The sequence below is a fragment of the Arthrobacter woluwensis genome (assembly GCF_900105345.1).
GTDB lineage: Bacteria > Actinomycetota > Actinomycetes > Actinomycetales > Micrococcaceae > Arthrobacter_E > Arthrobacter_E woluwensis.
This window is the reverse complement of record NZ_FNSN01000003.1, coordinates 2608376-2632211: the sequence shown is the minus strand read 5'-3', so window position 1 is coordinate 2632211 and position 23836 is coordinate 2608376. Positions and strand designations below refer to the sequence as shown.

The window sequence follows — 23836 nt, the reverse complement described above, 5'->3', positions numbered from 1 at the left end:
CACCCCACCACCACGAACCAAACCCACCCCACCCCAAAACCACAGCCCCCGCACCCAACATGCAGGGGGCCGCCCGTCTTTAACCGGCCACCCAGCAGACTGCCTTCGTGCCTGATCACACCCCCACCCCACCGGACCAGCAACCGGATCCAGCCCGCCCGAGGCAGGGGACTGGGCCTTTGATCAGCTGTGCTGGGTGACCGGCGTCGGGAATCTCGCTTATTGCTGTGGTTTTTACGGCTCTCAAACGCGCCGGTACATCACGTGGAGGCCGACCAGGCCGTCGACAGGATGGTCGAAGGCTTCGGGGACGGTGCCGATGATGTCGAATCCGAGCGATTGCCAGAGGTGCACGGCAGGATGGTTGGAGGCGACGACCGCATTGAACTGGATGGCGTGGTAACCCGCGGCACGCGCCCACGCGATGACGTATTCGCCGAGGCGCCGGCCTGTCCCACGATTGCGATATCGAGGATTGACCAGGAACGATGCGGTGGCGATGTGGCTGCCCCGGCCAGGACGGTTCGGACCCATCTTCGCGGAGCCGAGCACGTCGTCGCCGTCGGTCGCGACGACCGTCTGCCCAGGTTCGGTCTCCATCCACCAGGGGCGTGCTTCGTTGAGGGTCTGCCCCGCGGGGAAGGCGTAGGTGAATCCCTCCGCCATGATGTCCCGGTAGAACTCGTATATCGCAGGCCAGTCTTCGTCGGTGGCTTTCCTGATCTCCATGGCGCCACCCTAGCCGAAAGAGCCCTCGCTGAAAGGGAAGGGATGCCGCCGTGAGAACGGCGGCACCCCTGGCGATCGCAGCGTTGCCGTGCAGGACGGATTCCTGGGGCGCCTCAGGGGCGCGCTTGTCCGCCCCGCAGGTACACCGTGGTGGTGTGGGTGAAGAATTCGCGAGCGGCCTGGCCCTGTTCCTTGGGGCCGTATCCGCTCTTCTTGGCCCCTCCGAAGGGAACGTGCGGGTCGGCGCCCGCTGATTCCGAGTTGACGTGCAGCACGCCGACGTCGAGAATCTCCAGGGCTTCCAGCGCCAGGGTGAGGTCCTGCGTGAACAAAGCGGCCGAGAGACCGAACTCCGAGTCGCCGGCGAGAGCGAACGCTTCCGCGGGATCCGCTGCCCTCCGCACGGTGAGCACTGGGCCGAAGAGTTCATCCCGCCACACGGGTGCGTCTCCGGAGACTTCCAGGACCGTGGGTGGCACGAAGTGACCGGTTGGAGGCACGGGGGCATCGGGCCCGCCCGCCAGCAACTGGGCACCTCCGGTGAGCGCCTCGTTGACGGAGGTCAGGATGGAGTCCCGGGCTTGTGCGGTGATGACCGGCCCCAGGTCCATGCCGTCGGCGAGGGGATCACCGAGTCGCAGTGCGCCGACCCGGGCAGTGAGGCGTTCCAGGAAGGCATCCGCGATGGATTCTTCGACGATCAGCCGCGAGGTCGCGGTGCACTTCTGGCCGCTCGAGCGGAAGGCTCCCAGCAGGACCTGTTCCAAGGCGAGATCCAGATCGGCGTCCGCGAGGACGATCGCGGCGTTCTTGCCGCCCATCTCCGCCTGGACAGGCACGCCGCGGGCGGCGGCCCGTCCCGCAAGGGCACGGCCCACCCCGGTCGAACCGGTGAAGCTGAGGCCGTCCACCTCGGGGTGGTCGACCAGGACGTCGCCGAGCGCTCCGGAGCCGAGGACCAGGTTGAGTACGCCGGCGGGAAGCCCCGCCTGGTCGAGAGCCTCCGCCAGCCGCACGGCGAGCAAGGGCACCGTGCTCGCCGGTTTCCAGACCACGGTGTTGCCGTGGACCAGCGCGGGAGCGATCTTCCAGGCCGGAATCGCGATCGGGAAGTTGAAGGGCGTCACGACCGACACCACACCCAGAGGTCTCCGGGTGACCAGGATCCGCTCGCCCGCCCTGGGGGAGTGGAAGACCGTGCCGGCCTCACGCTCCGCCTCGGCCGCCTGATAGCGGAAGACCTGCGCGGCCCGGAGCACCTCGCCCTTGCCCTCGGGGAACGTTTTGCCTTCTTCGCGGGCCAGTTCCGCACCCCACGCGTCAGCCTGGTCCTCGAGCACGACGGCGGCGCGCAGCAGGACGGCGCCACGTTCGGCGAGGGGGGTGCGCGCCCAGCCGGCGGCCGTCGCGCGGGCGGCGGCGACAGCGTCGTGCACCTGCGCCTCGGTGGCCTGACGCCCCGAGGCGACCAGGTCGTCCGGGTGGCTCGGATTCCAGCTGTCCAGACGGGCCCCGTGGCCTTCGATCCAGGCGCCGTCGATGTACTGTCGCAGGTCGATGCTCATCTCAGTCCTCCAGGAGTCGTCGCTGCTCAGCGGAAGGCCGGGACGCCGGTGATGTGGTTGCCGAGCACCAGGGTGTGGACCTCGTCCGTGCCTTCATAGGTGCGGACGGATTCCAGGTTGTTGGCGTGCCGCAGCGGCGAGTAGTCGAGGGTGATGCCGTTGCCGCCGAGGATCGTGCGGGCCTCGCGGCAGATCTCGATGGCCTCCCGGCAGTTGTTCAGCTTGCCCACGGAGATCTGGTGCGGCGCCAATTTGCCGGCGTCCTTCAGACGGCCCAGCTGGGTCGCCAGGAGAAGACCCTTGTTGATCTCCAGCGCCATGTTGACCAGTTTCTCCTGCGTCAGCTGGTAACCGGCCAGGGGGCGGTCGAACTGGAGGCGCTGCTGGGAGTACTCCAGCGCGGTGAGGTAACTGTCCCGGGCGGCGCCCATCGCACCCCAGGCGATGCCGTACCGGGCCTCGTTGAGGCACTCGAACGGGCCACGCAGGCCCTTGGCGCCGGGCAGCAGCGCCGTGGCGGGCAGCCGGACCTCGCTCAGCTCCAGATCGCACTGGACCGAGGCCCGCATGGAAAGCTTGGGCTGGATGGGGGTGGCGGTGAATCCCGGGGTGTCGGTGGGGACGATGAAGCCGCGGACCCCGTCGTCGGTCATGGCCCAGATGATCGCGATCTGCGCGAGAGTCGCCAGACCGATCCAGCGCTTGGAGCCGTTGATCACCCATTCATCGCCCTCCCGGCGGGCGAAGGTCTTCATGCTGCCTGGATCGGAGCCGGCGGTCGGTTCGGTCAGGCCGAAACAGCCGATGATCTCGCCGGCCGCCATGCGGGGGAGGTATTCGTTCTTCTGTTCCTCGGTGCCGTGCTTGTGGATGGCGCTCATGGCAAGGGAGCCCTGGACGCTCACGAACGTGCGCAGACCCGAATCTCCAGCTTCCAGTTCCAGCGCGGCGAGGCCGTACTCGACCGCGGTCCGGCCCGGGCAGCCATAGCCCTTGAGGTGCATGCCGAGCAGGCCCAGCTCCGCCATCTCCGGGATGATCTCCACCGGGAACACGGCATCCTCGTACCAGCGCGCGATGCCGGGCCGGATCCGCCGGTCCACGAACTCCCGGACGGTGTCCCGGAAGGCCAGCTCGGCGGGGGTGTAGAGGGAGTCGATGTGGACGAGGTCGTAGATGCTCATGGTCTCTCCGTGGGGTGTGACGGCGGTCATGGCCTCCACGGTACTGAGCGGCCTGCCGTGCTTCATTGGTCAGTTTGTCTCGACTACAGTGAGTTCTGGTTGAAACGACCACACTCCGCGAAGGAGCCGTCACCCGGAGCGCAAGGAAGCGACACGATGATCAGCCTGGCCCATCTGCAGACCTCCCTGGGCGCGCGGCTCACGACTCTCGACGGCAAGCCTCCGGCGGCACGGACCGTCTCGGGTGTGCACATCTCGGAACTCGACGACCCCACCCCCTACCTCGAGGGCGGGGAACTGCTGCTGACCACCGGCATCCCGTTCCGGGGTCCGGCTCCGAGGACGCACGAGTACGTGGCGCGGCTCGGCGGTCACGGGGTGTACGCTCTCGGGCTGGGCCTCGGCGCGGGTCTCGACGAGGTTCCGGTGGCACTCGTGGAAGCGTGCCGGGGACAGGGTGTGGAACTCCTGATCGTGCCCGATGGTGTGCCTTTCATGGATGTCTCCCGGGCCTACTGGGACCTCGTGGCCCGGCTCGGTCAGTCGGATCTGGTCGCGAGTCTGGGCACGCAGACCGCTCTCGCCCGCGCCGCCGCACGGCCGGACGCTCTGGCCTCCGTCGTCCGCGCGCTAGCGCAGGCTCTCGGTGGCTGGGCGGCCTACCTGCCCGTGGAAGACGCTTCTCCCACCGTCTGGCCCGACAGCACGCGCCCTCTCCTGCCGCAGCTCCGGCAGGAGACCGCCCGGCTGAATCTCCGGGGACTCAGATCGGCCGCGACGTTCCAGGTGCACGGCGCCGACGTGGTGGCTCACCCTGTTCTGGTCGGTCAGCGGATCGCGGGTGTCCTGGCCATCGGGGCGGGTCGCACGCTGACCCGGGCCGACCGCCAGGTCATCCAGACGGTCTGCGTGCTGCTCTCCCTGAAGGCGCAGCAGGACGAGGAGGCGGACCGTCGCACGGGCCTGCTGCACGCCGCGGTGGCCCGGCTGATCATCGGCGGCCACCTCGAAGCCGCACGGCTGCTGGCGGGGGACATCGGAGTCGGCCTGCCCACGGGCCGGATCCGGCTGCTGCTCGTGTCGGGCCTGCCGGAAGGGGCATCGGACCGGGAACTGTCCGCCGTCCTCGGAACGCTCGACGGCGGGCCGGTGATCGAGGCGGGAGCCCTCCGGCTGCGGTGCTCTGAAGGCGAGGTCGAGATCTGTCTGGTCGACGACGAGGCCGCCCGCCTCCCGGCCGGCCGCGCGCCGGGGGAGGGGCCCGGCGTCGTTGTGCGGGCGGTGCTGAGCGCGCCGCTCACGCCGGCTCAGGTGCCCGGACGCCTCGAAGCGCTCCGGGACCTCCTGGCGCAGGCCACACCCGGCGCGCTGACCCGGCCGCCGGTGAGTCCGCTCGACCCTCGCGCCTCAGGGTGGGTGGAGACGCTGCGCGCCCAGGAACGAGGGGATCTGCTCGCAACCGTCCAGTGTTACCTCCGGAACCGCGGCCAGTGGGAGCCGGCGGCGCGGGAGCTGGGCATCCACCGGAACTCGTTGCGGCACCGTATCGGGATCGCGCAGCGGCTCCTCGGCGCCGAACTCGATGATCCGGATGTGGCGGCGAACCTCTGGCTCGCGCTCAGGGCTTCTTGACCCCGGGCTTCCTGACGGCAGGTCTCCTGAACCTGCTCAGGAGTCCAGCCACTCCCGCAGCCGGTCTGAATGCTCGCCCAGCGCCGGCGGAGCCTGGGTGGGGGTGGGGAACGCCGGGGTCCAGGTGATCGGATGCCGGACCTGGCGTCCCACCGTGGAGCCCGACGCGTCCTGCACTTCGATGGTGGGGTTGAGACCCAGTTCTTCGGCGTAGGAGATCCCCTCGTCGATGCCGGACACGCGGCCCGCGGGGATGCCCGCCGAGGTGAAGGCCTGTTGCCACGCTGCCGCGGTGTCGGTGGCCAGCGCGGTCTCCAGGTGGCGGGTGAGTTCCTCCCGGTGGGCCACCCGGGCCGAGTTGGTGCTGAACCGTTCGGCCTCGGCCAGGGCGTCCAGTCCGAGCAGGGAGGCCAGCCGGCCGAACTGCGCGTCATTGCCGCACGCGACCGCGAGGGGGCCGTCGGCGCAGTTCAGGAGCTGGTACGGCGCGATGGACGGGTGATCGTTCCCCATCCGCCGCGGGACCACCCCGGCGCCGAGATACGCCTGGGCCTGATTGGCGAGCGCGCCCTGCAGACTGGAGAGCAGGTTGACCTCCAGATGCGCGCCGCGGCCGTCGCGGTGCCGTGCGGTGAGAGCCGCCAGGATGCCCAGGGTCGCGTCCTTCGCGGTCAGGACGTCCACGAGCGCGACGCCCGCCTTCATGGCCGGGCCGTCCTGCTCGCCCGTGATGCTCATGAGCCCGCCGAGGGCCTGGACGACGAAGTCGTAGCCCATGAGTCCCGCGCCGCCCGCGCTGCCGAAGCCCGAGATGGAGGCGTAGATGAGTCCGGGATTCTCCGCGGAGAGTTCCTGATACCCGAGACCGAGACGGGCCATGCCACCCGGCTTGAAGTTCTCCACCAGCACGTCGGCGCGGCGGGCCAGCTCGCGGGCGAGCCGAAGGTCGCCGTCGTCGCCCAAGTCCAGGCAGAGCGACTGCTTGTTCCGGTTGACGCTTTCGAAGTAGGTGGAGCCGGTGGCGGAGAAGGGCGGCCCCCAGCTGCGGGTGTCGTCCCCGGTGCCGGGACGTTCCACCTTGATGACGGTGGCACCCAGATCGGCGAGGGTCATGGTGGCGAGGGGGCCCGCCAGGACCCGGGAGAAGTCGGCCACGAGGAGGCCCTCGAGGGGCAGGGTGCCGTCCGGTGCCGTCATGAAAACCGTCCTCTCACGTCTTCTCAGCGGGGGAATGAAGCCTGCATCACACCTTAGGGAATGCCGCGCACGGGCCGCAGTGGGCGAAAGCGACGGGCGCTGGACGGATCATCCAGTGTTTCGTCCGCGTGACAGTTTCAGAAAATTTTTGAACGTCATTCATAAATCCTCTTCCCTTCGAGGTGATGGGCGACTATCGTCTCGATGTGGCGTAGAACACATTTCGCCCCGTGGCCGGAACACCACCCGGCAGAATTCCCGGACCGGTCCGCCGGTCCGGCCGAACCTTCCGGTCACTCCGGGCGGCCTCCGCAAGGAGCCGTCCGCCTCCCCACAAGAAAGTCTCCCCAAGATGTCCCAGAACACTCCTCGCCTCAGGCGAACGCTCGGCCTCTGGTCAATCGTCGGCCTCGGCGTCGGCTACATGACGCTCACCACGGTCTTCGACACCTTCGGGATCGTGTCCGAAGAGACCAACGGCGTCGTGCCGACCGCCTATCTGGTGGCCCTCATCGCCCTGCTCTTCACGGCCATCAGTTACGGCCGCATGACGCGGGTCTTCCCCTCTTCCGGCTCGGCGTTCACCTACACCTCGGAGACCATCCACCCGAACGTCGGGTTCCTGGTCGGCTGGACGTCCCTCATGGACTACCTGCTCCTGCCCCTGGTGAACGCGCTGATCGTCCGCACGTACCTGACCTCGATCTTCCCGGATGTGCCGGAGTGGATCTGGGTGGTGCTGTACGTCGCGATGATCACCCTGCTGAACCTCTGGAGCATGACCAGCACGTCCCGCATCAACGGACTTCTGGTGGTGTTCTCCACCGTCCTGATCGTCGTGTTCCTGGTCCTGGCGTGGAACGCGATGCAGAACGGCGCGGGCACCGGCACCCCGTTCACGACGCAGCCGTTCTTCCATGACGGTGTGGACACGAGCTCGGTGATCGCCGGCGCGACCGTGGTGTGCTTCTCCTTCATCGGCTTCGACGCCATCACCATGTACTCCGAGGAAGCCAAGGACGCCAACACGGTGCCCCGGGCGATCGTCATCGCGCTGCTCATCGGCGGCCTGGTGTTCTTCGTGGCCGCCTGGTTCAGTCAGGCGACGTTCCCCACGGTGGAAGGCTTCGAGAACACGGATGAGTCGCTCCTGCCGCAGATGGCACTGAAGGTAGGCGGTCAGTTCTTCCAGATCCTCTTCACCGCGGCATCGTTCGCGGCCGCCGTCGCCTCCAGCCTGTCCTCCCACGCCTCCGTGTCCCGCATGATCTACGTGATGGGCCGCAACGGCAAGGGCGTGGTCTCCCGCTTCTTCTCCTTCATCCACCCGAAGACGCACACGCCGTTCAACGCCATCCTGTTCGTCGGCGCGGTCTCGCTCCTGGCCATCCCGCTGTCCCTGGACTTCGTGGCCTCCATGATCAACTTCGGCGCACTGATCGCGTTCACCTTCGTGAACGTCACGGTGGTGGTGTACTTCGTGTTCATCAAGAAGGACCGGAAGGGCCCGGCGGCGCTTCTCCGCAACATGGTCCTTCCGGTGATCGGCATGATCCTGACGGGTGTGCTCTGGTACTTCCTGTCCGACGAGGCGCGCCTGTACGGCGCCATCTGGCTCGGCGCGGGCTTCGTGGTCCTGCTGGTCATCACGCGGGTGTTCCGCCGTCCGCTCAGTGTCCGCATGGAGGACGAGGAGATCGCCGAAGTCACGGGCGAGGAACTCGGTCAGGCGGCTCGCTGACGTCGTCACGCGACACCGGACGGTTCCCTCCGAGGGTGCTGGAGAGACTGCCGGGGCATGCTGCGGAGCGTGCCCCGGCAGTCGTGTGTCCGGCGTCGCGCGTCCGCGGAGTGGCGCGGCTCACGGCCCTCCCGTCGCCTAGAATGGAAGGGATTGTGCCGGGCGGAGTCCCGGGGAAAAACCAAAGAGGCGAAGAGATCGACTGCGTGCGGCGCTGGTCGGCTCGCACAAGGAGGAATCCACCATGGCAGAGCACGACGGCGGCCGGCGAAGCGGCCGGAATTTCGGCCCCCAGGGCAACCGCAAGCCTTTCGGCGACCGCAATTCGCGGGATGGCGAGCGTCGCGGTGGCTTCGGCGACCGCAAGCCCTACGGTGACCGTCCTCAGCGCGACGGCGAGCGTCGCCCGTATGGTGACCGTCCGCAGCGCGATGGTGAGCGCCGCTGGGAGGACCGCGGCGAGCGTCGCTCCTTCGGTGACCGTCCGCAGCGTGATGGCGAGCGCCGTCCGTATGGCGACCGCAAGCCGTTCGGTGATCGCCCGCAGCGTGATGGTGAACGTCGGTCGTATGGTGACCGTCCGCAGCGCGACGGCTATGGCCCGCGTCGCGACGACCGCCGCGATGACCGCGGTTCGTTCGGAGAGCGCCGCTCCTTCGGTGACCGTCCGCAGCGTGATGGCGAGCGGCGCCCGTACGGTGACCGCAAGCCCTTCGGCGATCGCCCCCAGCGTGATGGTGAGCGCCGCTGGGAGGACCGCGGCGACCGCCGCCCGTATGGCGACCGTCCGCAGCGTGATGGCGAGCGTCGTCCGTACGGTGACCGTCCCCAGCGTGAGGGCTACGGCCGAGGCCGCGATGACCGCGGTTCGTTCGGTGAGCGCCGCTCCTTCGGTGACCGCCCGCAGCGTGATGGTGAACGTCGCCCGTATGGCGACCGCCCGCAGCGTGATGGTGAGCGCCGCTCCTTCGGCGACCGCAAGTCCTTCAGTGACCGCCCCCAGCGTGAGGGCTACGGGCGTGACCGTGACGACCGTCGTGACGACCGCCGTCGTGACGACCGTGGGGGAGAGCGCCGCTGGGAGGACCGCGGCGGGAACCGCCGCGACGATGACCGCCGCTCCTTCTCGCGCCGTGACGCCGCCGGCAACGGTCCGCGCGACTCGTACGGCCGCTCGATCAACCCGGCCGATCTGCGGTCGTCCAACCGCCCGGACCGCGAGCGCTCCCCGGAGATCGACGAGGACGTCACCGGGCGCGAGCTGGACCGCGGCACCCTCGGTGAACTCCGCTCCCTCGAAAGCCGCAATGGCACGTTCGTCGCCCAGCACCTGGTGATGGCCGGACGCTACCTGGAGGAGGACGCCGAGCTGGCCTACCAGCACGCGCTCGCCGCGAGCCGCCGCGCCGGCCGTCTGGCGTCCGTCCGCGAAGCCGTCGCCATCACCGCGTACACCGCTGGTCACTACGCCGAGGCGCTCAGCGAGTTCCGCACCTTCCGCCGCATCTCCGGTTCCAATGTGCACCTCCCGCTCATGGCCGACTCCGAGCGTGGCCTCGGCCGTCCGGACAAGGCGCTGGAACTGGCCCGCAGCGAGGACGCCCAGGATCTTGACGCACCGGGCAAGGTCGAGCTCGCGATCGTCGCCTCGGGCGCCCAGGCCGACAAGGGCGACTTCGCGGCCGCCCTGGCCGAGCTCGAGATCCCGCAGCTGGACATCAACCGGGCCTTCTCCTACAGCCCGCGCCTGTTCCGCGCCTACGCCGACGCTCTCGTCGCCGCGGGCCGTGAGGACGAGGCCGCCCGCTGGGCCCGCCAGGCGCTCGTCGCCGAGGAGGCGCTCGGCGTCGGTCAGTTCGCGGAGCCCGAGATCTTCGATCTGGTGGGCGACGACGAGGAAGAGGAGCGCCGCCACGCCTCCACCGAGGAGGACGACGCAGCCTCCGACGACGACGCTGCATCCGACGACGCCCCGGAGACCGGCTCCGAGGACGACGGCGCTGCCTCCGACGACGAGACCGAGGTCTTCGTCGACGAAGCCGACGGTCTGGTCGAGCAGCCCGCACCCGCGGGCACCGAGGACGATTCCGCCGAGGAGCCGGACAACGGTTCCGAGGGCGAGTCCCAGGACCGCTGAGCATGATCCTGCCGAGCACTTCCGCACTGGTCGACCGCTTCGACGCGATCCTCTCGGATCTGGACGGTGTGGTCTACGCCGGACCGTCCGCGATCCCGGGCGCCGTCGAAGCGCTGTCCGGTCTCGCGGACCGGGGGGTGGGGCTGGCGTATGTGACCAACAACGCCTCCCGCTCCCCAGAGCAGGTTGCTGAGCACCTGCGGGAGCTCGGCGCTCCGGCCACAGCGGAACAGATCGTCACCTCCCCGCAGGCGGCCGCCCGGCTGCTCGCGGAACGTCTGGCGCCGGGCTCCCGGGTTCTCATCACGGGCAGCACGGCGCTCGCCGCGGAAGTCTCGGAGGCAGGCCTCGAACCGGTCTGGAAGGCCACGGACGAGCCACACGCCGTGGTCCAGGGCTTCGACCCCGGGCTCGGCTGGAAGGATCTCGCGGAAGCGTCCTACGCCGTCGCCACGGGCATCCTCTGGGTCGCGACCAACACGGATCTGTCCATTCCGCAGGCCCGCGGCATCGCTCCGGGGAACGGAACCCTGGTCGCCGCCGTGCAGGCCGCGACGGGCGTGACGCCGGTCGTGGCGGGCAAGCCGGAGGTCCCGCTGTTCCACGCGGCCGCCGCCCGGCTGTCGTCCTCGCGGCCCGCCGTCGTCGGCGATCGCCTCGACACGGACATCCTGGGCGGCAACCGCGCGGGCTTCGCCACGATCCAGGTGCTGACCGGGGTCAACACGGCGCGGGACGCGCTGAACGCCCTCACTCTGGAGCGTCCCACCCACCTGATCGCGGAGCTGGGGGCGCTGTACCGCCCGTACCCGGAGACGGTGCACGACGACGGCGTGTGGCGCGTCGGCGAGGCGACCGCCGTCGTGGAGGGAGACCGCGTGGTGGTCACCGCCGAGGAGGACTCGCTGGACGGCTGGCGTGCCGCCTGTGCCGCCTGGTGGTCGGCCGTGCCCGAGACGGAGGCCGCCACCGCCCCCGGGCTGGTCTGGCGGACTCGCTGAGGTGCCGGGCCGCCGGTGGCCGCATGACGTGACGCCGTGACCCCTGACCTCGTTACGATGGGGACTGATGGATGCCGAGGAGATCACCGTGGATGAGCACGCCGACGACGGGACGAGCGCCGACGGGATGGGCCCTGTGCAGGACCCTGCCGTGGCCCAGGTGCTCTCGGCCCTGGAGGAACTGGAGGACGCCCCCTTGGAGGAGCACCCCGCCGGGCTGGACCGCATCCACGACGCCCTGGGTTCCCTGCTGGACGGCCCTCTGGTGCCCGGGATCCAGCCGCGATGACCCGGCTCGATCAGGAACTCACCCGCCGCGGTCTGGCCCGTTCCCGCACGGAGGCGGCGCGCCTCATCGCCGCGGGACTCGTCAGCAGCGCCGGTCAGGTGCTGGCGAAGGCCTCGGTGAGTGTGACGGAGGCGACCGAGCTGAGAGTCGCGGAGAGCGGCATCACGGAGTTCGTCTCGCGTGCCGGCCACAAACTGCGCGGCGCCCTCGACGCCTTTCCGGAGGTCTCGGTCACCGGCAAGAGGTGCCTGGACGCCGGCGCCTCGACCGGCGGGTTCACGGACGTCCTCCTGAGGGCGGGCGCCCGGGAGGTCGCCGCCGTCGACGTCGGCCATGACCAATTGGTCGAGGAACTGCGGCAGGATCCTCGCGTGCAGGTCTTCGAGGGCGTGAACGTGCGGTACCTCCAGGCCGCGGACATCGGGGGAGAAGCCGCCCTCACCGTCGCCGATCTGTCGTTCATCTCGCTGACCCTCGTCATGAAGCCCCTCGCCGCGTGCACCTCGCCGGGCGGCGAGCTGGTCCTCATGGTCAAGCCCCAGTTCGAGGTCGGACGGGAACGTCTGTCCCGCACGGGGGTGGTGACCAGCACGGAGCAGCGCCGCGAAGCCGTGGGCCGAGTGGCGCAGAGCGCCGTCGACGCCGGCCTGGTGCTCCGTGGTCTGGCCGAAAGCCCTCTGCCGGGTCAGGACGGGAACCACGAGTACTTCCTGTGGCTGGCACGCCCGGACGGCTCGGATGCTGTGCCTGCCGGAAGCGACATGCCTAAGATCGACCCAGGTGATGTCACCGCTCCGGCCTGGACCGGAGTGACGGTGGCGGAACTCCTCACGACCATCTGGCCGGCGCACCAGGCCGGGCCGAACCACTAGGAGCGGGTATGAGCCGGCGGATCCTCGTCTTCGCCCACACGGGGCGCGAAGAGTCCCTCAAGGCTGCCCGCGAAGCCTGCCTGGAACTGACGTCCAGTGGCCTGATCCCCGTCATGAATCCTGCCGAGCGCCAGGACATGGAGGACTACTTCGGGGACCGGGACACGCCCACCGAGATCCTGGGACAGGACTGCGAGCTGGACGGGATCGAACTCGGCATGGTGCTGGGCGGCGATGGCACCATCCTGCGCGCCGCCGAGATGGTGCGGGAGATCAACATCCCGTTGCTCGGCGTCAATCTGGGCCACGTCGGATTCCTGGCCGAAAGCGAGCGGGCGGACCTGAAGGACACCGTCCGGTGGATCGCGCGCAAGGACTACGTGGTCGAGGAGCGGATGACCATCGACGTGCAGGTCTGGGTCAAGGGCCGGCGCATCTGGCACACCTGGGCGCTCAACGAGGTGTCGCTGGAGAAGGGCAATCGCGAGCGGATGCTCGAAGTCGTCATGGAAGTGGACGAACGCCCCCTGACGTCCTTCGGCTGCGACGGCGTGGTCATGGCGACCCCCACGGGCTCCACGGCGTACGCGTTCTCCGCGGGCGGCCCTGTGGTGTGGCCCGAGGTGGAAGCGCTCCTCATGGTCCCCATCAGCGCCCACGCGCTCTTCGCGAAGCCTCTCGTGGTGTCGCCGCGGTCGCGTCTGGCGGTCGAGGTGCTCACCCGTACCGACGCCCACGGTGTCATCTGGTGTGACGGCCGGCGTTCTCTGGACCTCCCCCCGGGCGCCCGTATCGAGGTCACCCGTTCGGACACCCCGGTCCGTCTGGCCCGGACCCATCAGACGCCGTTCTCCGCACGGCTGGTGAGCAAGTTCGAACTGCCCACGAGCGGCTGGCGTGGCCCCATGCATCAGGTCCACCCCGTGGCCACGGGACAGGTCCCGATGGTCGACCAGTCCGTCCTCGACCGTCCCGTCCCCGGCGGGCAGGACGAATCACAGAACAGCACCCCGGTGCCCAGCCCGAAACACCTGTGAACCGCGCCGACAGGCCGGCCGCGCAGGGGAGACGAGACGAAAGCACAGCATGATTGAAGAAATCCGCATCAGGGACCTCGGCGTCATCACGGAAGCGAGGCTCCCGCTGGGCCCCGGGCTCAGCGTGGTGACCGGCGAGACCGGCGCCGGCAAGACCATGGTGGTCACCGCCGTCGGGCTGCTGCTGGGCGCCCGGGCCGACGCCGGCGCGGTGCGGGTGGGCGCCAAGGCCGCCAGTGTTGAGGCGACGGCTCTGCTGCCGGAAGGTCATGCGGCCCTGGAGCGGGCTGAGGAAGCCGGTGCCGAGGTCGAGACCAGTGACCAGGGCGCCGAGTTGCTCCTGGCGCGCAGCGTCAGCATGGAGGGCCGGTCGCGGGCCTACCTGGGTGGGCGCTCCGCCCCCGTCGGGGCTCTGGCCGAAGTGGGGGAGCGTCTGCTCGTGATCCACGGCCAGACGGACCAGATCCGGCTGAAGAGCTCCGCTGCGCAACGGGAAGCCCTCGACAAGTTCGGCGGCCCGGCGCTCGGGAAGGCGCTGACCGCGTACCAGGACTGCTATCAGGCGTACCGCGCGGCCGAGAAGGAACTCGCCGAGCTGCAGGCCGCGGAGCGGGAACGGCTGCGCGAGGCGGAATCGCTCGACGCCGCTCTCACCGAGATCGACGCCGTCGCCCCCGAACCGGGGGAGGACGAACGGCTCAAGGCCGAGTCGGTCAAACTCGCCCATGTGGAGCAGCTGCGGATCGCGGCGGGGACCGCGCAGGGCGTCCTCAGCGGCGACGACTACTCCGAAACCGGTGACGCGCTGCAGCTGCTCACCGCCGCGCAGCGGACTCTGGAACAGGTGTCCCAGCACGACGCGACGCTGGAAGCCCTCGCCTCGCGCGTCGCGGAGACCGCCGTGGTTCTGGAGGACATCGCCTCGGAACTCGCGCACTACTCGGCCGGGCTGGAGACCGAAGGCCCGGAGCACCTCGCGGCGTTGGAGGCCCGGCGTGCCGAGCTCTCCAAGCTGGTGCGGAAATACGCGCCCAGCATCGACGAGGTCCTGGAATGGGCCGAGACGTCCCGCGTCCGGCTGGAGGAGCTCCAGGGGGACACCGAGCGCATCGAGGCTCTGCAGGCCCAGGTGGAAGGCCGGAGGGCCGAGCTGGCTCAGTTGGCGGCCGAACTCCACGAGCTCCGCGTCAGGGCCGCCGGTGAGCTCGCCGAGCGTGTCAGCGCGGAACTCGCCGCGCTGGCCATGAAGGATGCCCGGCTGCACGTCCAGGTCGAGGAGGCGCCGGAACCGGGCCCCCACGGCCAGGACCAGATCGCGATCCTTCTGCAGCCCCACGCCGGGGCTCCGGCGCGGCCTGTCGGCAAGGGCGCGTCCGGCGGTGAACTCTCCCGGGTCATGCTCGCCATCGAGGTGGTGCTCGCGGAAGTCGACCCGGTGCCCACGTTCGTCTTCGACGAGGTGGACGCCGGGGTGGGCGGGCGTGCCGCCGTCGAGATCGGACGGAGGCTGGCGATGCTCGCCCGTCACGTCCAGGTGCTGGTGGTCACCCACCTGCCCCAGGTGGCGGCCTTCGCCCACCAGCATGTGCGCGTGATCAAGAACAGTGTCCGGGGCGCCGACGGAGGCCTGGACAGCGGCTTCACCTCGAGCGATGTGGAAGTGCTCGATGCTGATGCCCGTGTGGTGGAACTGGCCCGCATGCTCGCGGGTCAGGAGGAATCCGAATCCGCGCGTGCTCACGCGCAGGAACTTCTGGACGATGCGCGGCAGTTCACAGCATCGACCATGGCCTGAGAAAGACAAAGGGTGATAGGCTTGAACTCCGTGGTGCAGCGATCCAATTCCCGTGTAAATTCCCGCTTCCAGGACTCCGGCAAGATCACCAAACAGATCTTCGTGACCGGTGGTGTGGCTTCCTCCCTCGGCAAGGGCCTGACTGCTTCAAGTCTGGGTCATCTTCTCCGGGCTCGTGGCCTTTCGGTCACCATGCAGAAGCTCGATCCCTATCTGAATGTCGATCCTGGAACGATGAATCCGTTCCAGCACGGCGAAGTCTTCGTCACCGACGACGGCGCCGAGACCGATCTGGACATCGGACACTATGAGCGCTTCCTGGATGAGAATCTGGACGGCTCCGCCAACGTGACCACCGGCCAGGTGTACTCCACCGTCATCGCCAAGGAGCGCCGCGGCGAATACCTCGGCGACACGGTGCAGGTCATCCCTCACATCACGGACGAGATCAAGCGCCGCATGCGCCTGCCCGCCGAGCCGACGGCCGGGCATGAGGTCCCTGATGTCATCATCACCGAGATCGGCGGCACCGTCGGCGACATCGAATCCCAGCCGTTCCTCGAGGCCGCCCGTCAGGTCCGCCAGGACGTCGGACGGGGCAACGTCTTCTTCCTGCACGTCTCCCTGGTCCCATACATCGGCCCGTCTCAGGAACTGAAGACCAAGCCGACGCAGCACTCCGTGGCCGCGCTGCGCTCCATCGGCATCCAGCCCGAGGCCATCGTGATCCGCTCCGACCGCGAGGTGCCGGAGGCCATGCGCGAGAAGATCGGCCGCATGTGTGACGTGGACAGCGACGCCGTCGTCAACGCCGCGGACGCCCCCAGCATCTACGACATCCCCAAGACCCTGCACGCCCAGGGTCTGGACTCCTACATCGTGCGTGCACTGGACCTCCCGTTCAAGGACGTGGACTGGAGCAAGTGGGACAAGCTGCTCGAAGCGGTCCACAACCCGCGCCACGAGGTCGAGATCGCCCTGGTCGGCAAGTACATCGACCTGCCGGACGCCTACCTGTCCGTGACCGAGGCCTTGCGTGCCGGCGGTTTCGCCAACAACGCCAAGGTCAAGATCCGCTGGGTCCCCTCGGACACCTGCGAGACCGAGGCCGGCGCGAAGGCCGCGCTGGCCGGCGTCGACGCCATCTGTGTTCCGGGCGGCTTCGGTATCCGTGGCCTGGAAGGCAAGCTCGGCGCGCTCAAGTTCGCCCGTGAGTCCGGTCTGCCGGCTCTGGGCCTGTGCCTGGGCCTGCAGTGCATGGTCATCGAGTACGCCCGCAACGTGGTCGGCCTGGGAGGCGCGTCCTCCTCGGAGTTCGAGCCGGATTCCAAGTACCCGGTCATCGCCACGATGGAAGAGCAGATCGACATCGTGGACGGCAAGGGCGATCTGGGCGGCACCATGCGCCTGGGCCTCTACCCGGCCGTGCTGACCGAGGGTTCCGTGGTCGCGGAGACCTACGGCGCCACCGAGGTGGGCGAGCGTCACCGTCACCGCTACGAGGTGAACAACAAGTTCCGTCCGCAGATCGCCGACGCCGGCCTGGTGTTCTCCGGCACGTCCCCGGACGGCAAGCTCGTGGAGTTCGTCGAGCTTCCGCGCGATGTCCACCCGTACTACGTGGCCACCCAGGCCCACCCGGAGCTGAGCTCCCGCCCGACCCGCCCGCACCCGCTCTTCGCGGGTCTGGTGCAGGCCGCTCTGGTCCACTCCGGTGCGCTGGAGACCGCCGCCAAGTAAGGCGCCACCTCAGCAGGGTTTCCGCGAAGGGCGGGTGGCCCGGTCAGACCGACCGGGCCACCCGCCCTTCGTCATGTCCGGCTGAAGCACTTGTTAATCCAACGACTGGACTATTAGGCTGGGGCCATGAGTCAGCCTCACGTTCCCGCAACCCGGCCCGCGATCCCCGCCGGGCGCGATCTCACCCTGGACCTCGCCCGGGTGGCCTGTGTCCTGGTGGTCGTCTTCGTGCATCTCGTCCTCGTGGGGGTGGGGCGCAACCCGGACGGCTCGCCGCTCATCGACAGCCCGGTGACCGGATCGCGCTGGGTGGCCCCGGTGTCCTGGGTCGCGGAGATCATGCCGCTCTTCTTCGTGGTGGGCGGGTTCGCGGCCAAGACGGGGTGGGAGTCCGCGCAGGCCCGAGGAGAGAGCCCAGGCCGTTTCGTCCGATCCCGTTTGGCACGCCTGGCCCGTCCCGCGCTCCCGCTCTACTGCTTCCTCGCCGTGGCGCTTCTCGTGGTCAAGGTGATCGGTCTGGACCCGGCGCTCGTGAGTGCGGTGGAAATCCCCGTCGGCTCGGTCCTCTGGTTCCTCGGGGCCTATCTCCTGGTGCAGTCGCTGGCTCCGTGGATGATCCGCTGGCACGAACGTGCTCCGTGGCGCACCCTGAGTGTGCTCCTCGCGGCGGCGCTGCTGGTCGACATCATCCGCCTGGTGGTCGGCATCTGGGCGCTCGGACTCGGCAAGATCGATCTCAACGGCTATGGCACGGGGGACGAGCTGTTCGGCATCCCCAATGTCGCCTTCGTCTGGCTGTTCGCGCAGCAGATCGGATTCTGCCTCAAGGACGGCTGGTTCTCCCGTCTCAGCTGGTGGCAGCTGCTCGGCGTGGTGGCCCTCGGTTTCCTCGCCATCGGAGCCCTGGTGGGCTTCGGCTCCTATTCCACGAGCATGCTGAGCAATCAGTGGCCGCCGACCACCCCGATCGCCGTCCTCGCGCCCATCCAAGCCGCGCTCTTCACGCTGCTGCGCCGACCGCTCACCGCTCTCATGCGGCTGCGCTGGCTGCAGGCCGTGGTGTTCGCCGCCGGCTCCCGTCTCATGACCATCTATCTGTGGCACGTCACGGCGATCGTCGTCCTCACCGGGATCCAGCTCCTCCTGCCGCTGCCCATGCCGGCCCCCGGTTCGACCGCGTGGTGGCTGACCCGGCCGCTCCTCATGGTGGCCGTCTTCGCCGTGGTCTGGGTGATCTCGCTTGGGACGGCGCGGCTCGAGCGGCCGGTGCCGGAGCCGGCCGGCAGTCGTGTCAGCTCTGCGGCGACCGTCGCCGCCGTCGTGCTCTTCGTCCTCCCGTCGATCGGCATCTCCGCCTACGGTCTGGACCTGCCGCTCGCCATCGGCGCGGTGCTGTGCACGGCGGCGTCGCTCCTGCTGATCGTTCCGCGGGGGAGTGCGGAAGCATCGCGCCCGACGACGGCGGGCAGCGTCGCTGCCTGAGCCGGCCACCGGACGCTCCCGCCGGGCCCGGACGGAGACTTCCCGCCGTTCAATCACCGACGCCGAGCCGCGGCGAGGCTATTGTCGATAGTGGGGATGCGCCACTCGCCGTCCCCGGTGAGCGAAGGAGAAGCATGACCCAGTCACCCGGCGCTGAACAGCACGGACAGCAGGATGGAAACCCCGGCACCCCGCTGGCCGACGCCGTCCACACCCGCCCTCTCGCGGAGCGGAAGACGGTGTTCTCGGGCCGGATCTGGGACGTCGTCTCGGACAGCTTCTCCCTCGCCGACGGCGGGCCGACCATGGTGCGCGATTACGTCGACCACACCGGAGCCGTGGCGATCATCCCGGTCGACGAGAAGGGCCGGATCCTTCTGCTGAAGCAGTACCGTCATCCCGTCGGCATGGACCTCTGGGAGGTGCCCGCAGGCCTGCTGGACGTCGAGGACGAACCGCCGCTGGACGCCGCCGCCCGCGAACTGGCCGAGGAGGCGGACCTCCGCGCCGCCGAATGGCACGTGCTCGTGGACTTCTTCAACTCCCCGGGCGGCTCCTCGGAGGCGCTGCGCGTGTTCGTGGCCACCGGCCTCAGCCCGGTGCCCGAGGCGGACCGCCACGTGCGCACAGACGAGGAATCCGAGTTCGAATACGCCTGGGTCTCCCTGGACGAGGCGGTCTCCGCGATCCTGGCGGGCGATATCCACAACGTGTCGACCGTGGTCGGGGTGCTGGCCTTGCAGGCTGCCGTGTCCCGGAGCGGAGGGGAGCTGACGGGGGATGCGCTGCGCCGAGCCGGGCTCCGTCCCGCCGAGGCGTCCTGGACCGCGCATCCCCACTTCCGGTGAGCGCCCCGAGCGCCGGCCCTGAGACGGCGGCGGGCCCGGGGACGGCCGCCGTCGAGGCGGCCGCGAAACAGACGACGCCGGCGACCGCCGTCGAGCGCGCCATCCGGCAGTATCTCCAGCATCTCTCCGTGGAACGCGGCCTCGCGCAGAACACCCTGCAGTCCTATGAGCGCGACCTCAACCGCTACGCCCGGTTCCTGGCAGGCGAGGGCCTGGCCGAGCCTCAGGCCATCGAGCGCGGAGATGTGAGTGCCTTCGCCCAGGCCCTGCACGACGGCGCGGACGGCGGCACGGCGCTCGGCGTCAGGTCGGCGGCGCGGACCATCGTCGCGGTCCGGGGCCTCCACAAGTTCTGGGCTCTCGAGGGGCTCACCGTGAACGATCCCGCCCATGAGGTCCGCCCGCCCATGCCCGGTAAGCGGCTGCCGAAGGCGATCCCGTTCTCGGAGGTCGAACGCATCCTCGACGCCGCCGTCACCGACACGCCCGCCGGGCTTCGGGATGCGGCCCTGCTGGAATTCCTGTACTCCACCGGCGCCCGGATCAGCGAGGCCGTCGGGCTGGATGTGGATGATCTGGCGCTCGCGGGCGAGGAATCGGACGGCCCGGCTCTGGTGCGGCTCTTCGGCAAAGGCTCGAAGGAGCGGGTCGTGCCCTTGGGCAGTTACGCGGCCCGGGCGCTCGAGGCGTACCTGGTGCGCGGACGGCCCGTTCTCGCGGCGAAAGGCAAGGGCACGCCCGCCCTGTTCCTGAACGTGCGGGGGAGCAGGATCAGCAGGCAGAGTGCCTGGGCGATCCTGAAGGCCGCCGCGGAACGAGCCGGCATCGAGCGCGACATCTCGCCCCACACGCTCCGGCACTCCTTCGCCACCCACCTGCTCGAGGGAGGCGCGGACGTGCGCGTGGTCCAGGAACTCCTCGGCCACGCGTCCGTCACCACCACGCAGATCTACACCCTGGTCACCGCCGACACCTTGCGTGAGGTGTACGCGGCAGCCCACCCCCGCGCACTCGGCTGACGGATCGCCGAGCGCCGCGGGTGTTGCGGCGGACCTCCCGGCTCAGTCCCCGGAGCCCCTGCCCTCGTCCATGACGATGACGAGCTTGCCGGTGGTGTGGTCCGTTTCCCCGGCCTCGTGGGCCTTGGCAGCCTCCGCGAGGGGGAAGGTGCCGGCGATCGTGGCCTTCAGTGCGCCCTCGGCCGCCAGATCAGCGATCGCCTGCATGCCGGCATGGTCGGCTTCCACGAGGATGAGCTTGACGCGCACGCCGAGACGGTCGGCCTCCTCACGCAGTCCTTTCGCAGGTCGCGGCAGGGTGGAGACGAGGATTCCTCCAGGTCGCAGAGTCCGGAGTGACCGCAGCTGGTAGTCGCCGCCGATCGTGTCGAGCACGACGTCCACGTCGTGGACGGCTTCGGCGAAGTCGGTCTCGCGGTAGTCGATGGTCTCGTCGGCGCCCAGCTCGCGCAGGAGTCCGTGCTTGGGGGGCGCTCGCCGTGCCGATCACGTAGGCGCCGCGGGCCTTGGCGATCTGCACCGCCAAGTGGCCCACCCCACCTGCCGCGGCATGGATCAGCACCCTGTCACCGGGCGCGACGCCGGCCGTGTCGACCAGCGCCTGCCACGCCGTGAGCGCGGCGAGAGGAAGCGCGCCGGCCTGGATGTGGTCGATCTCCGCGGGCTTGCGCACGAACGCGCGAGTGGGGCCGACGACGTATTCGGCGTGGGACCCGACGCCGTGCGGGTAGGGCAGCATGCCGAACACCTCATCGCCGGGTTCGAACAGCGTGGAGCCGAGCCCCACGGCTTCGACGACACCGGAGACGTCCCAGCCCAGCGGCACCGAGGGCTCCGGGAACCACGACTGGCCCGCGCGGTGCTTCCAGTCGGTCGGGTTGATGCCCGCCGCATGGACGCGCACCAGGATCTCGCTGATTCCGGGCTTCGGGCGGGGGAGGGTGATCTCGTGGATCTCCTCGGGGCCGCCGAAGCGCTCCTGGCCGGCGGCTTTCATCGTCGCGGGGCCCGCGTTCTGGTCGTCAGATGCCGTATCGCTCATGATCCCCACCCTGGCACCCGCAAACGGTGAGGACAAGGTCTGGCCTCCGTGGCGTGCCGCACACCGCTCCGGTGGGCCCGCACCGGCGCCCGGCTAGCGGCCGGCGTCGTAGTGACTGGAGACCTGGGCCGCGGTCAGCGCCGTGGTGTAGACGGCCGCGTACTGGATCGAACCGGTGAAGTAGGATGGCCCGTTGTAGCCGGTCCCGTCGCCGTTCGCCCAGCCGGCGAGCGTTCCGCAGCCGACCTTCCAGTAGCCGTTGTAGGCCTCCCCGTTGGTGACGGCGGTGTTGGAGCCGACGAGCACCCCATCCACATAGAGCCGCATGCCGGCCGAGGAGAGCACCGCGACCGTGTGGTGCCAGGCGCCGTCGGCGTAACTCTTGCCCGCCGCCGTGGACAGCGTCCGCACCGCGTTGGGGTACACCCCGAAGACGATCCGGCCGGTGTTGTCCAGGTAGAGGTGGCGGTCGTTGTTGGCGTCGGCGCTGCTGTTGGTGGCGGTGCCGAATCCGATGATCTTGCCGTTGCTCGTCGAGGTGGTCCGGAACCACGCCTCCAGGGAGAAGGTGTTCGGACCCGCGTTGAGTCCGGGGATCGACAGGCACTGGTTGCCGGCGAAGGATGCCGAGACGGCGGGCGTGTCACGCGCGCAGCCGATGGACGACGTCGTCGTGGGCGTGATCAGGTATGTGGCAGTACGGCCACTGCCGGAGAAGTCGCTCTCGCTTCGTGCCGCACCCGCCGCCAGGGCGTACGCCCCGTAGGTCGAGGCGGACCCGAGGCTCGACTCCGCCTGCTTGCAGGTGAAGAAGGTGCGGGTGCCGGAGGTGTCCGTGCTGTTCTGCACCGTGGCGGCGAAGGCGCCATGGGTGCTCAGCGAATTGACGAGCGCGACGGCGAGTGCCGTGAGTGCCGCGATGACCGCGAGGAGGATCACCCCGCGACGGCGGGTCCGGGAGTCCTGGCCGTCGTCGTCACCTTCCGGTGCGACTCCGGCCACGGCGGGCCGGATCACGAGCGCTGCCAGCAGCGGCACGAGACAGACGACGATCACGAGCGCCTGCTGCCACCACTCAAGGGCCGGCAGGGGATTGATGACGTAGTGGCCCGAGGCGTTCGTGGTCGTCACCTGGGTCACGGCGTCCTGCCCGCTGCTGAGCCGCTGGTCGCCGGCGCTCATGGGGAAGAGTCCGGTGTTGACGACATGCATGAGCACACCATCGCGGGAGTCGGCGGGACGGTACCCGAGCATCTGCATATTGGTCCACGGGCGGAGCCACAGCGAGATCGCGGCGACGACGAGTGAGCCGCCGCCCAGCCGGACGCTCTGCTTCCACACGGCGTCGCCCCGGCGGGAGCGCGCGAGCACCTCGACGATCAGACCACCGATGAGCAGCCAGGGGAGGGCCCTGGCGAACCAGCCGAGTCCGCGGCTGCTCCACACGACGGAGCCGACGACGTCATCGGTGGGCACGCGCCAGCCGTCGACCGCGCCGTTCAGATCACCCTTGGTGGTCAGCCGCTGAGGCGTCTCGGCGATGATCCGGTGCGTGTAGACGCGATTGTCCACGCGGAACGTCGCGATCTCCCCGACGTCGTACGCCGGCTGGGGATGGACCACCACCAGGGAGCCGACGGGCAGCGTCGTGCCCATGCTGGGCGTGGTGACCGCGAAGACGCGGTACCCGCTCAGGAGGAACACAGCGACGCCGATGACGAACAGAATCCCGGCCCCCGCCCCCCAGAGGGCGAGAGCCGGGCGTCTGCGAACCAGAATGCTCAAAGGACAGACCCTCAGGAGGAGAACGTCCAGGTCAGCGGCTGGCTCAGCTGCAGGCCGGAGTAGGTGTTGCCCGTGGCCGCGGGAACCGTCACGGCGAACGTGAAGGGGACCGTGGTGCCGGCCGGAACGGAGGAAGCCGCGGTCTTCGCCAGGATGTCCACCGGTGCGTTGAAGGCGGCCAGGGTGCCGCTGTAGATCGTGCTGGAACCGGAGGTCACCACGAGGGTCACCTTGGAGCACAGGTCGGTGGCCGTGCCGTTGACCGGGCCGTTGTTGCTCTGCGCGCAGGCGGCCGGGCTGAGGTTGAAGGCCGACGCCGCGACGGTGCCGGTGTTCTTGATGGTGATCTGGGTCGACACGGTCTGGCCGGGCACCATGGCCAGGTTGCCGCCGTACTTGTTGATCGTCGCGCAGGTCGCGGTGTTGGTGGAGATCGAGCCGCCATCGGTGCTGTTGCACAGGATGGTGCCGGCCTGGTTCGCCTCCTGCATCGACAGGCTGCCGAGGCCGGCGGTGTCGGTGCTGTTGGTGATCGACGCGGTGAACGCGGCCAGGGTCGGCGACATGCTGAGAGCCAGCGCGACCGAGCCGACGGCGCCGGCGATCACGATGGGCAGACTACGGCGCAGACGGCTCTTGCGGGCAGGGGTGATCGAATCAGACTTCAAGGTTTCCTCCAAGAAACGGGCGGCATTCCGTGCGGCCCTTCAATGAACCCGCGGTGCGCTGCGGCGGAGTCGC

Annotated in this window: 20 protein-coding genes; 12 read left to right on the top strand and 8 right to left on the bottom strand. The window is 69.4% G+C overall.

Annotated elements, in window-relative coordinates:
- Positions 1-243 precede the first annotated feature (243 nt).
- The 3 genes from BLV63_RS12645 to BLV63_RS12635 all read right to left on the bottom strand — a co-directional run bounded on the left by BLV63_RS12645 (position 244) and on the right by BLV63_RS12635 (position 3478).
- Positions 244-729, bottom strand: a complete 486-nt coding sequence (locus BLV63_RS12645) for a GNAT family N-acetyltransferase (protein ID WP_066217458.1) — start codon at positions 727-729, stop codon at positions 244-246.
- A gap of 113 nt (positions 730-842) precedes the next feature.
- Positions 843-2294 carry an aldehyde dehydrogenase family protein gene (locus BLV63_RS12640; RefSeq protein WP_066217460.1) on the bottom strand — a complete coding sequence of 484 codons (1452 nt, stop codon included), beginning with the start codon at positions 2292-2294 and terminating at the stop codon, positions 843-845.
- Positions 2295-2320: 26 nt separating this feature from the next.
- Positions 2321-3478, bottom strand: coding sequence for an acyl-CoA dehydrogenase family protein (locus tag BLV63_RS12635; protein WP_174521294.1), 1158 nt, complete (start codon positions 3476-3478; stop codon positions 2321-2323).
- A 156-nt stretch (positions 3479-3634) separates the two neighbouring features.
- Here BLV63_RS12635 and BLV63_RS12630 point away from each other — a divergent pair, with 156 nt between their 5' ends.
- Positions 3635-5110: a PucR family transcriptional regulator gene (locus BLV63_RS12630; protein WP_066217461.1), complete on the top strand. Its 1476-nt coding sequence runs from the start codon at positions 3635-3637 to the stop codon at positions 5108-5110.
- Between the two features lie 36 nt (positions 5111-5146).
- Here BLV63_RS12630 and BLV63_RS12625 read toward each other — a convergent pair whose 3' ends face one another.
- Complete coding sequence (locus BLV63_RS12625) at positions 5147-6307, bottom strand: CaiB/BaiF CoA transferase family protein (RefSeq protein ID WP_066217464.1); 1161 nt, start codon at positions 6305-6307, stop codon at positions 5147-5149.
- A gap of 352 nt (positions 6308-6659) precedes the next feature.
- Here BLV63_RS12625 and BLV63_RS12620 point away from each other — a divergent pair, with 352 nt between their 5' ends.
- From BLV63_RS12620 to xerD, 11 genes are all read left to right on the top strand, one after another.
- Positions 6660-8048 (top strand): APC family permease, encoded by a 1389-nt coding sequence (locus BLV63_RS12620; protein ID WP_066217466.1) that lies wholly within the window; start codon positions 6660-6662, stop codon positions 8046-8048.
- A gap of 244 nt (positions 8049-8292) precedes the next feature.
- On the top strand, positions 8293-10185 hold the full coding sequence (locus BLV63_RS12615; protein ID WP_066217467.1) for a hypothetical protein: 1893 nt from the start codon (positions 8293-8295) through the stop codon (positions 10183-10185).
- Positions 10186-10187: 2 nt separating this feature from the next.
- Positions 10188-11186, top strand: coding sequence for an HAD-IIA family hydrolase (locus tag BLV63_RS12610; protein WP_066217468.1), 999 nt, complete (start codon positions 10188-10190; stop codon positions 11184-11186).
- Positions 11187-11253: 67 nt separating this feature from the next.
- Complete coding sequence (locus tag BLV63_RS12605) at positions 11254-11475, top strand: hypothetical protein (protein WP_066217469.1); 222 nt, start codon at positions 11254-11256, stop codon at positions 11473-11475.
- On the top strand, positions 11472-12347 hold the full coding sequence (locus BLV63_RS12600; RefSeq protein WP_066217471.1) for a TlyA family RNA methyltransferase: 876 nt from the start codon (positions 11472-11474) through the stop codon (positions 12345-12347). The genes BLV63_RS12605 and BLV63_RS12600 overlap by 4 nt, the downstream gene beginning before the upstream one ends.
- An 8-nt stretch (positions 12348-12355) precedes the next feature.
- Positions 12356-13384, top strand: a complete 1029-nt coding sequence (locus BLV63_RS12595; protein ID WP_066217473.1) for an NAD kinase — start codon at positions 12356-12358, stop codon at positions 13382-13384.
- 49 nt (positions 13385-13433) lie between these two features.
- Complete coding sequence (gene recN / locus BLV63_RS12590; RefSeq protein ID WP_074784285.1) at positions 13434-15179, top strand: DNA repair protein RecN; 1746 nt, start codon at positions 13434-13436, stop codon at positions 15177-15179.
- A 12-nt stretch (positions 15180-15191) separates the two neighbouring features.
- A complete protein-coding gene (gene pyrG / locus BLV63_RS12585; protein ID WP_066215737.1) occupies positions 15192-16919 on the top strand; it encodes a CTP synthase in 1728 nt (575 codons plus the stop codon).
- A gap of 126 nt (positions 16920-17045) precedes the next feature.
- The gene (locus BLV63_RS12580; protein ID WP_066215735.1) at positions 17046-18401 is read left to right on the top strand and encodes an acyltransferase family protein; all 1356 of its coding nucleotides are present in this window, start codon (positions 17046-17048) and stop codon (positions 18399-18401) included.
- 134 nt (positions 18402-18535) lie between these two features.
- Positions 18536-19249, top strand: a complete 714-nt coding sequence (locus tag BLV63_RS18800) for an NUDIX domain-containing protein (protein WP_066215733.1) — start codon at positions 18536-18538, stop codon at positions 19247-19249.
- Positions 19246-20268 (top strand): site-specific tyrosine recombinase XerD, encoded by a 1023-nt coding sequence (xerD, locus tag BLV63_RS12570; protein ID WP_066215732.1) that lies wholly within the window; start codon positions 19246-19248, stop codon positions 20266-20268. Before BLV63_RS18800 ends, xerD begins: the two co-directional genes overlap by 4 nt.
- Positions 20269-20310: 42 nt before the next feature.
- On the opposite strand, the gene BLV63_RS18945 is transcribed toward xerD, so the two are convergent.
- The 4 genes from BLV63_RS18945 to BLV63_RS12550 form a co-directional block, all read right to left on the bottom strand.
- Entirely contained in the window at positions 20311-20652 is a 342-nt protein-coding gene (locus BLV63_RS18945; RefSeq protein WP_367888714.1) for a zinc-binding dehydrogenase, read from the bottom strand.
- Positions 20537-21310, bottom strand: coding sequence for an NADP-dependent oxidoreductase (locus BLV63_RS19120; RefSeq protein ID WP_367888713.1), 774 nt, complete (start codon positions 21308-21310; stop codon positions 20537-20539). The genes BLV63_RS18945 and BLV63_RS19120 overlap by 116 nt, the downstream gene beginning before the upstream one ends.
- A gap of 93 nt (positions 21311-21403) precedes the next feature.
- The gene (locus BLV63_RS18135; protein WP_066215730.1) at positions 21404-23095 is read right to left on the bottom strand and encodes a LamG-like jellyroll fold domain-containing protein; all 1692 of its coding nucleotides are present in this window, start codon (positions 23093-23095) and stop codon (positions 21404-21406) included.
- An 11-nt stretch (positions 23096-23106) separates the two neighbouring features.
- Positions 23107-23763 (bottom strand): hypothetical protein, encoded by a 657-nt coding sequence (locus tag BLV63_RS12550; RefSeq protein WP_243874775.1) that lies wholly within the window; start codon positions 23761-23763, stop codon positions 23107-23109.
- Positions 23764-23836 lie beyond the last annotated feature (73 nt).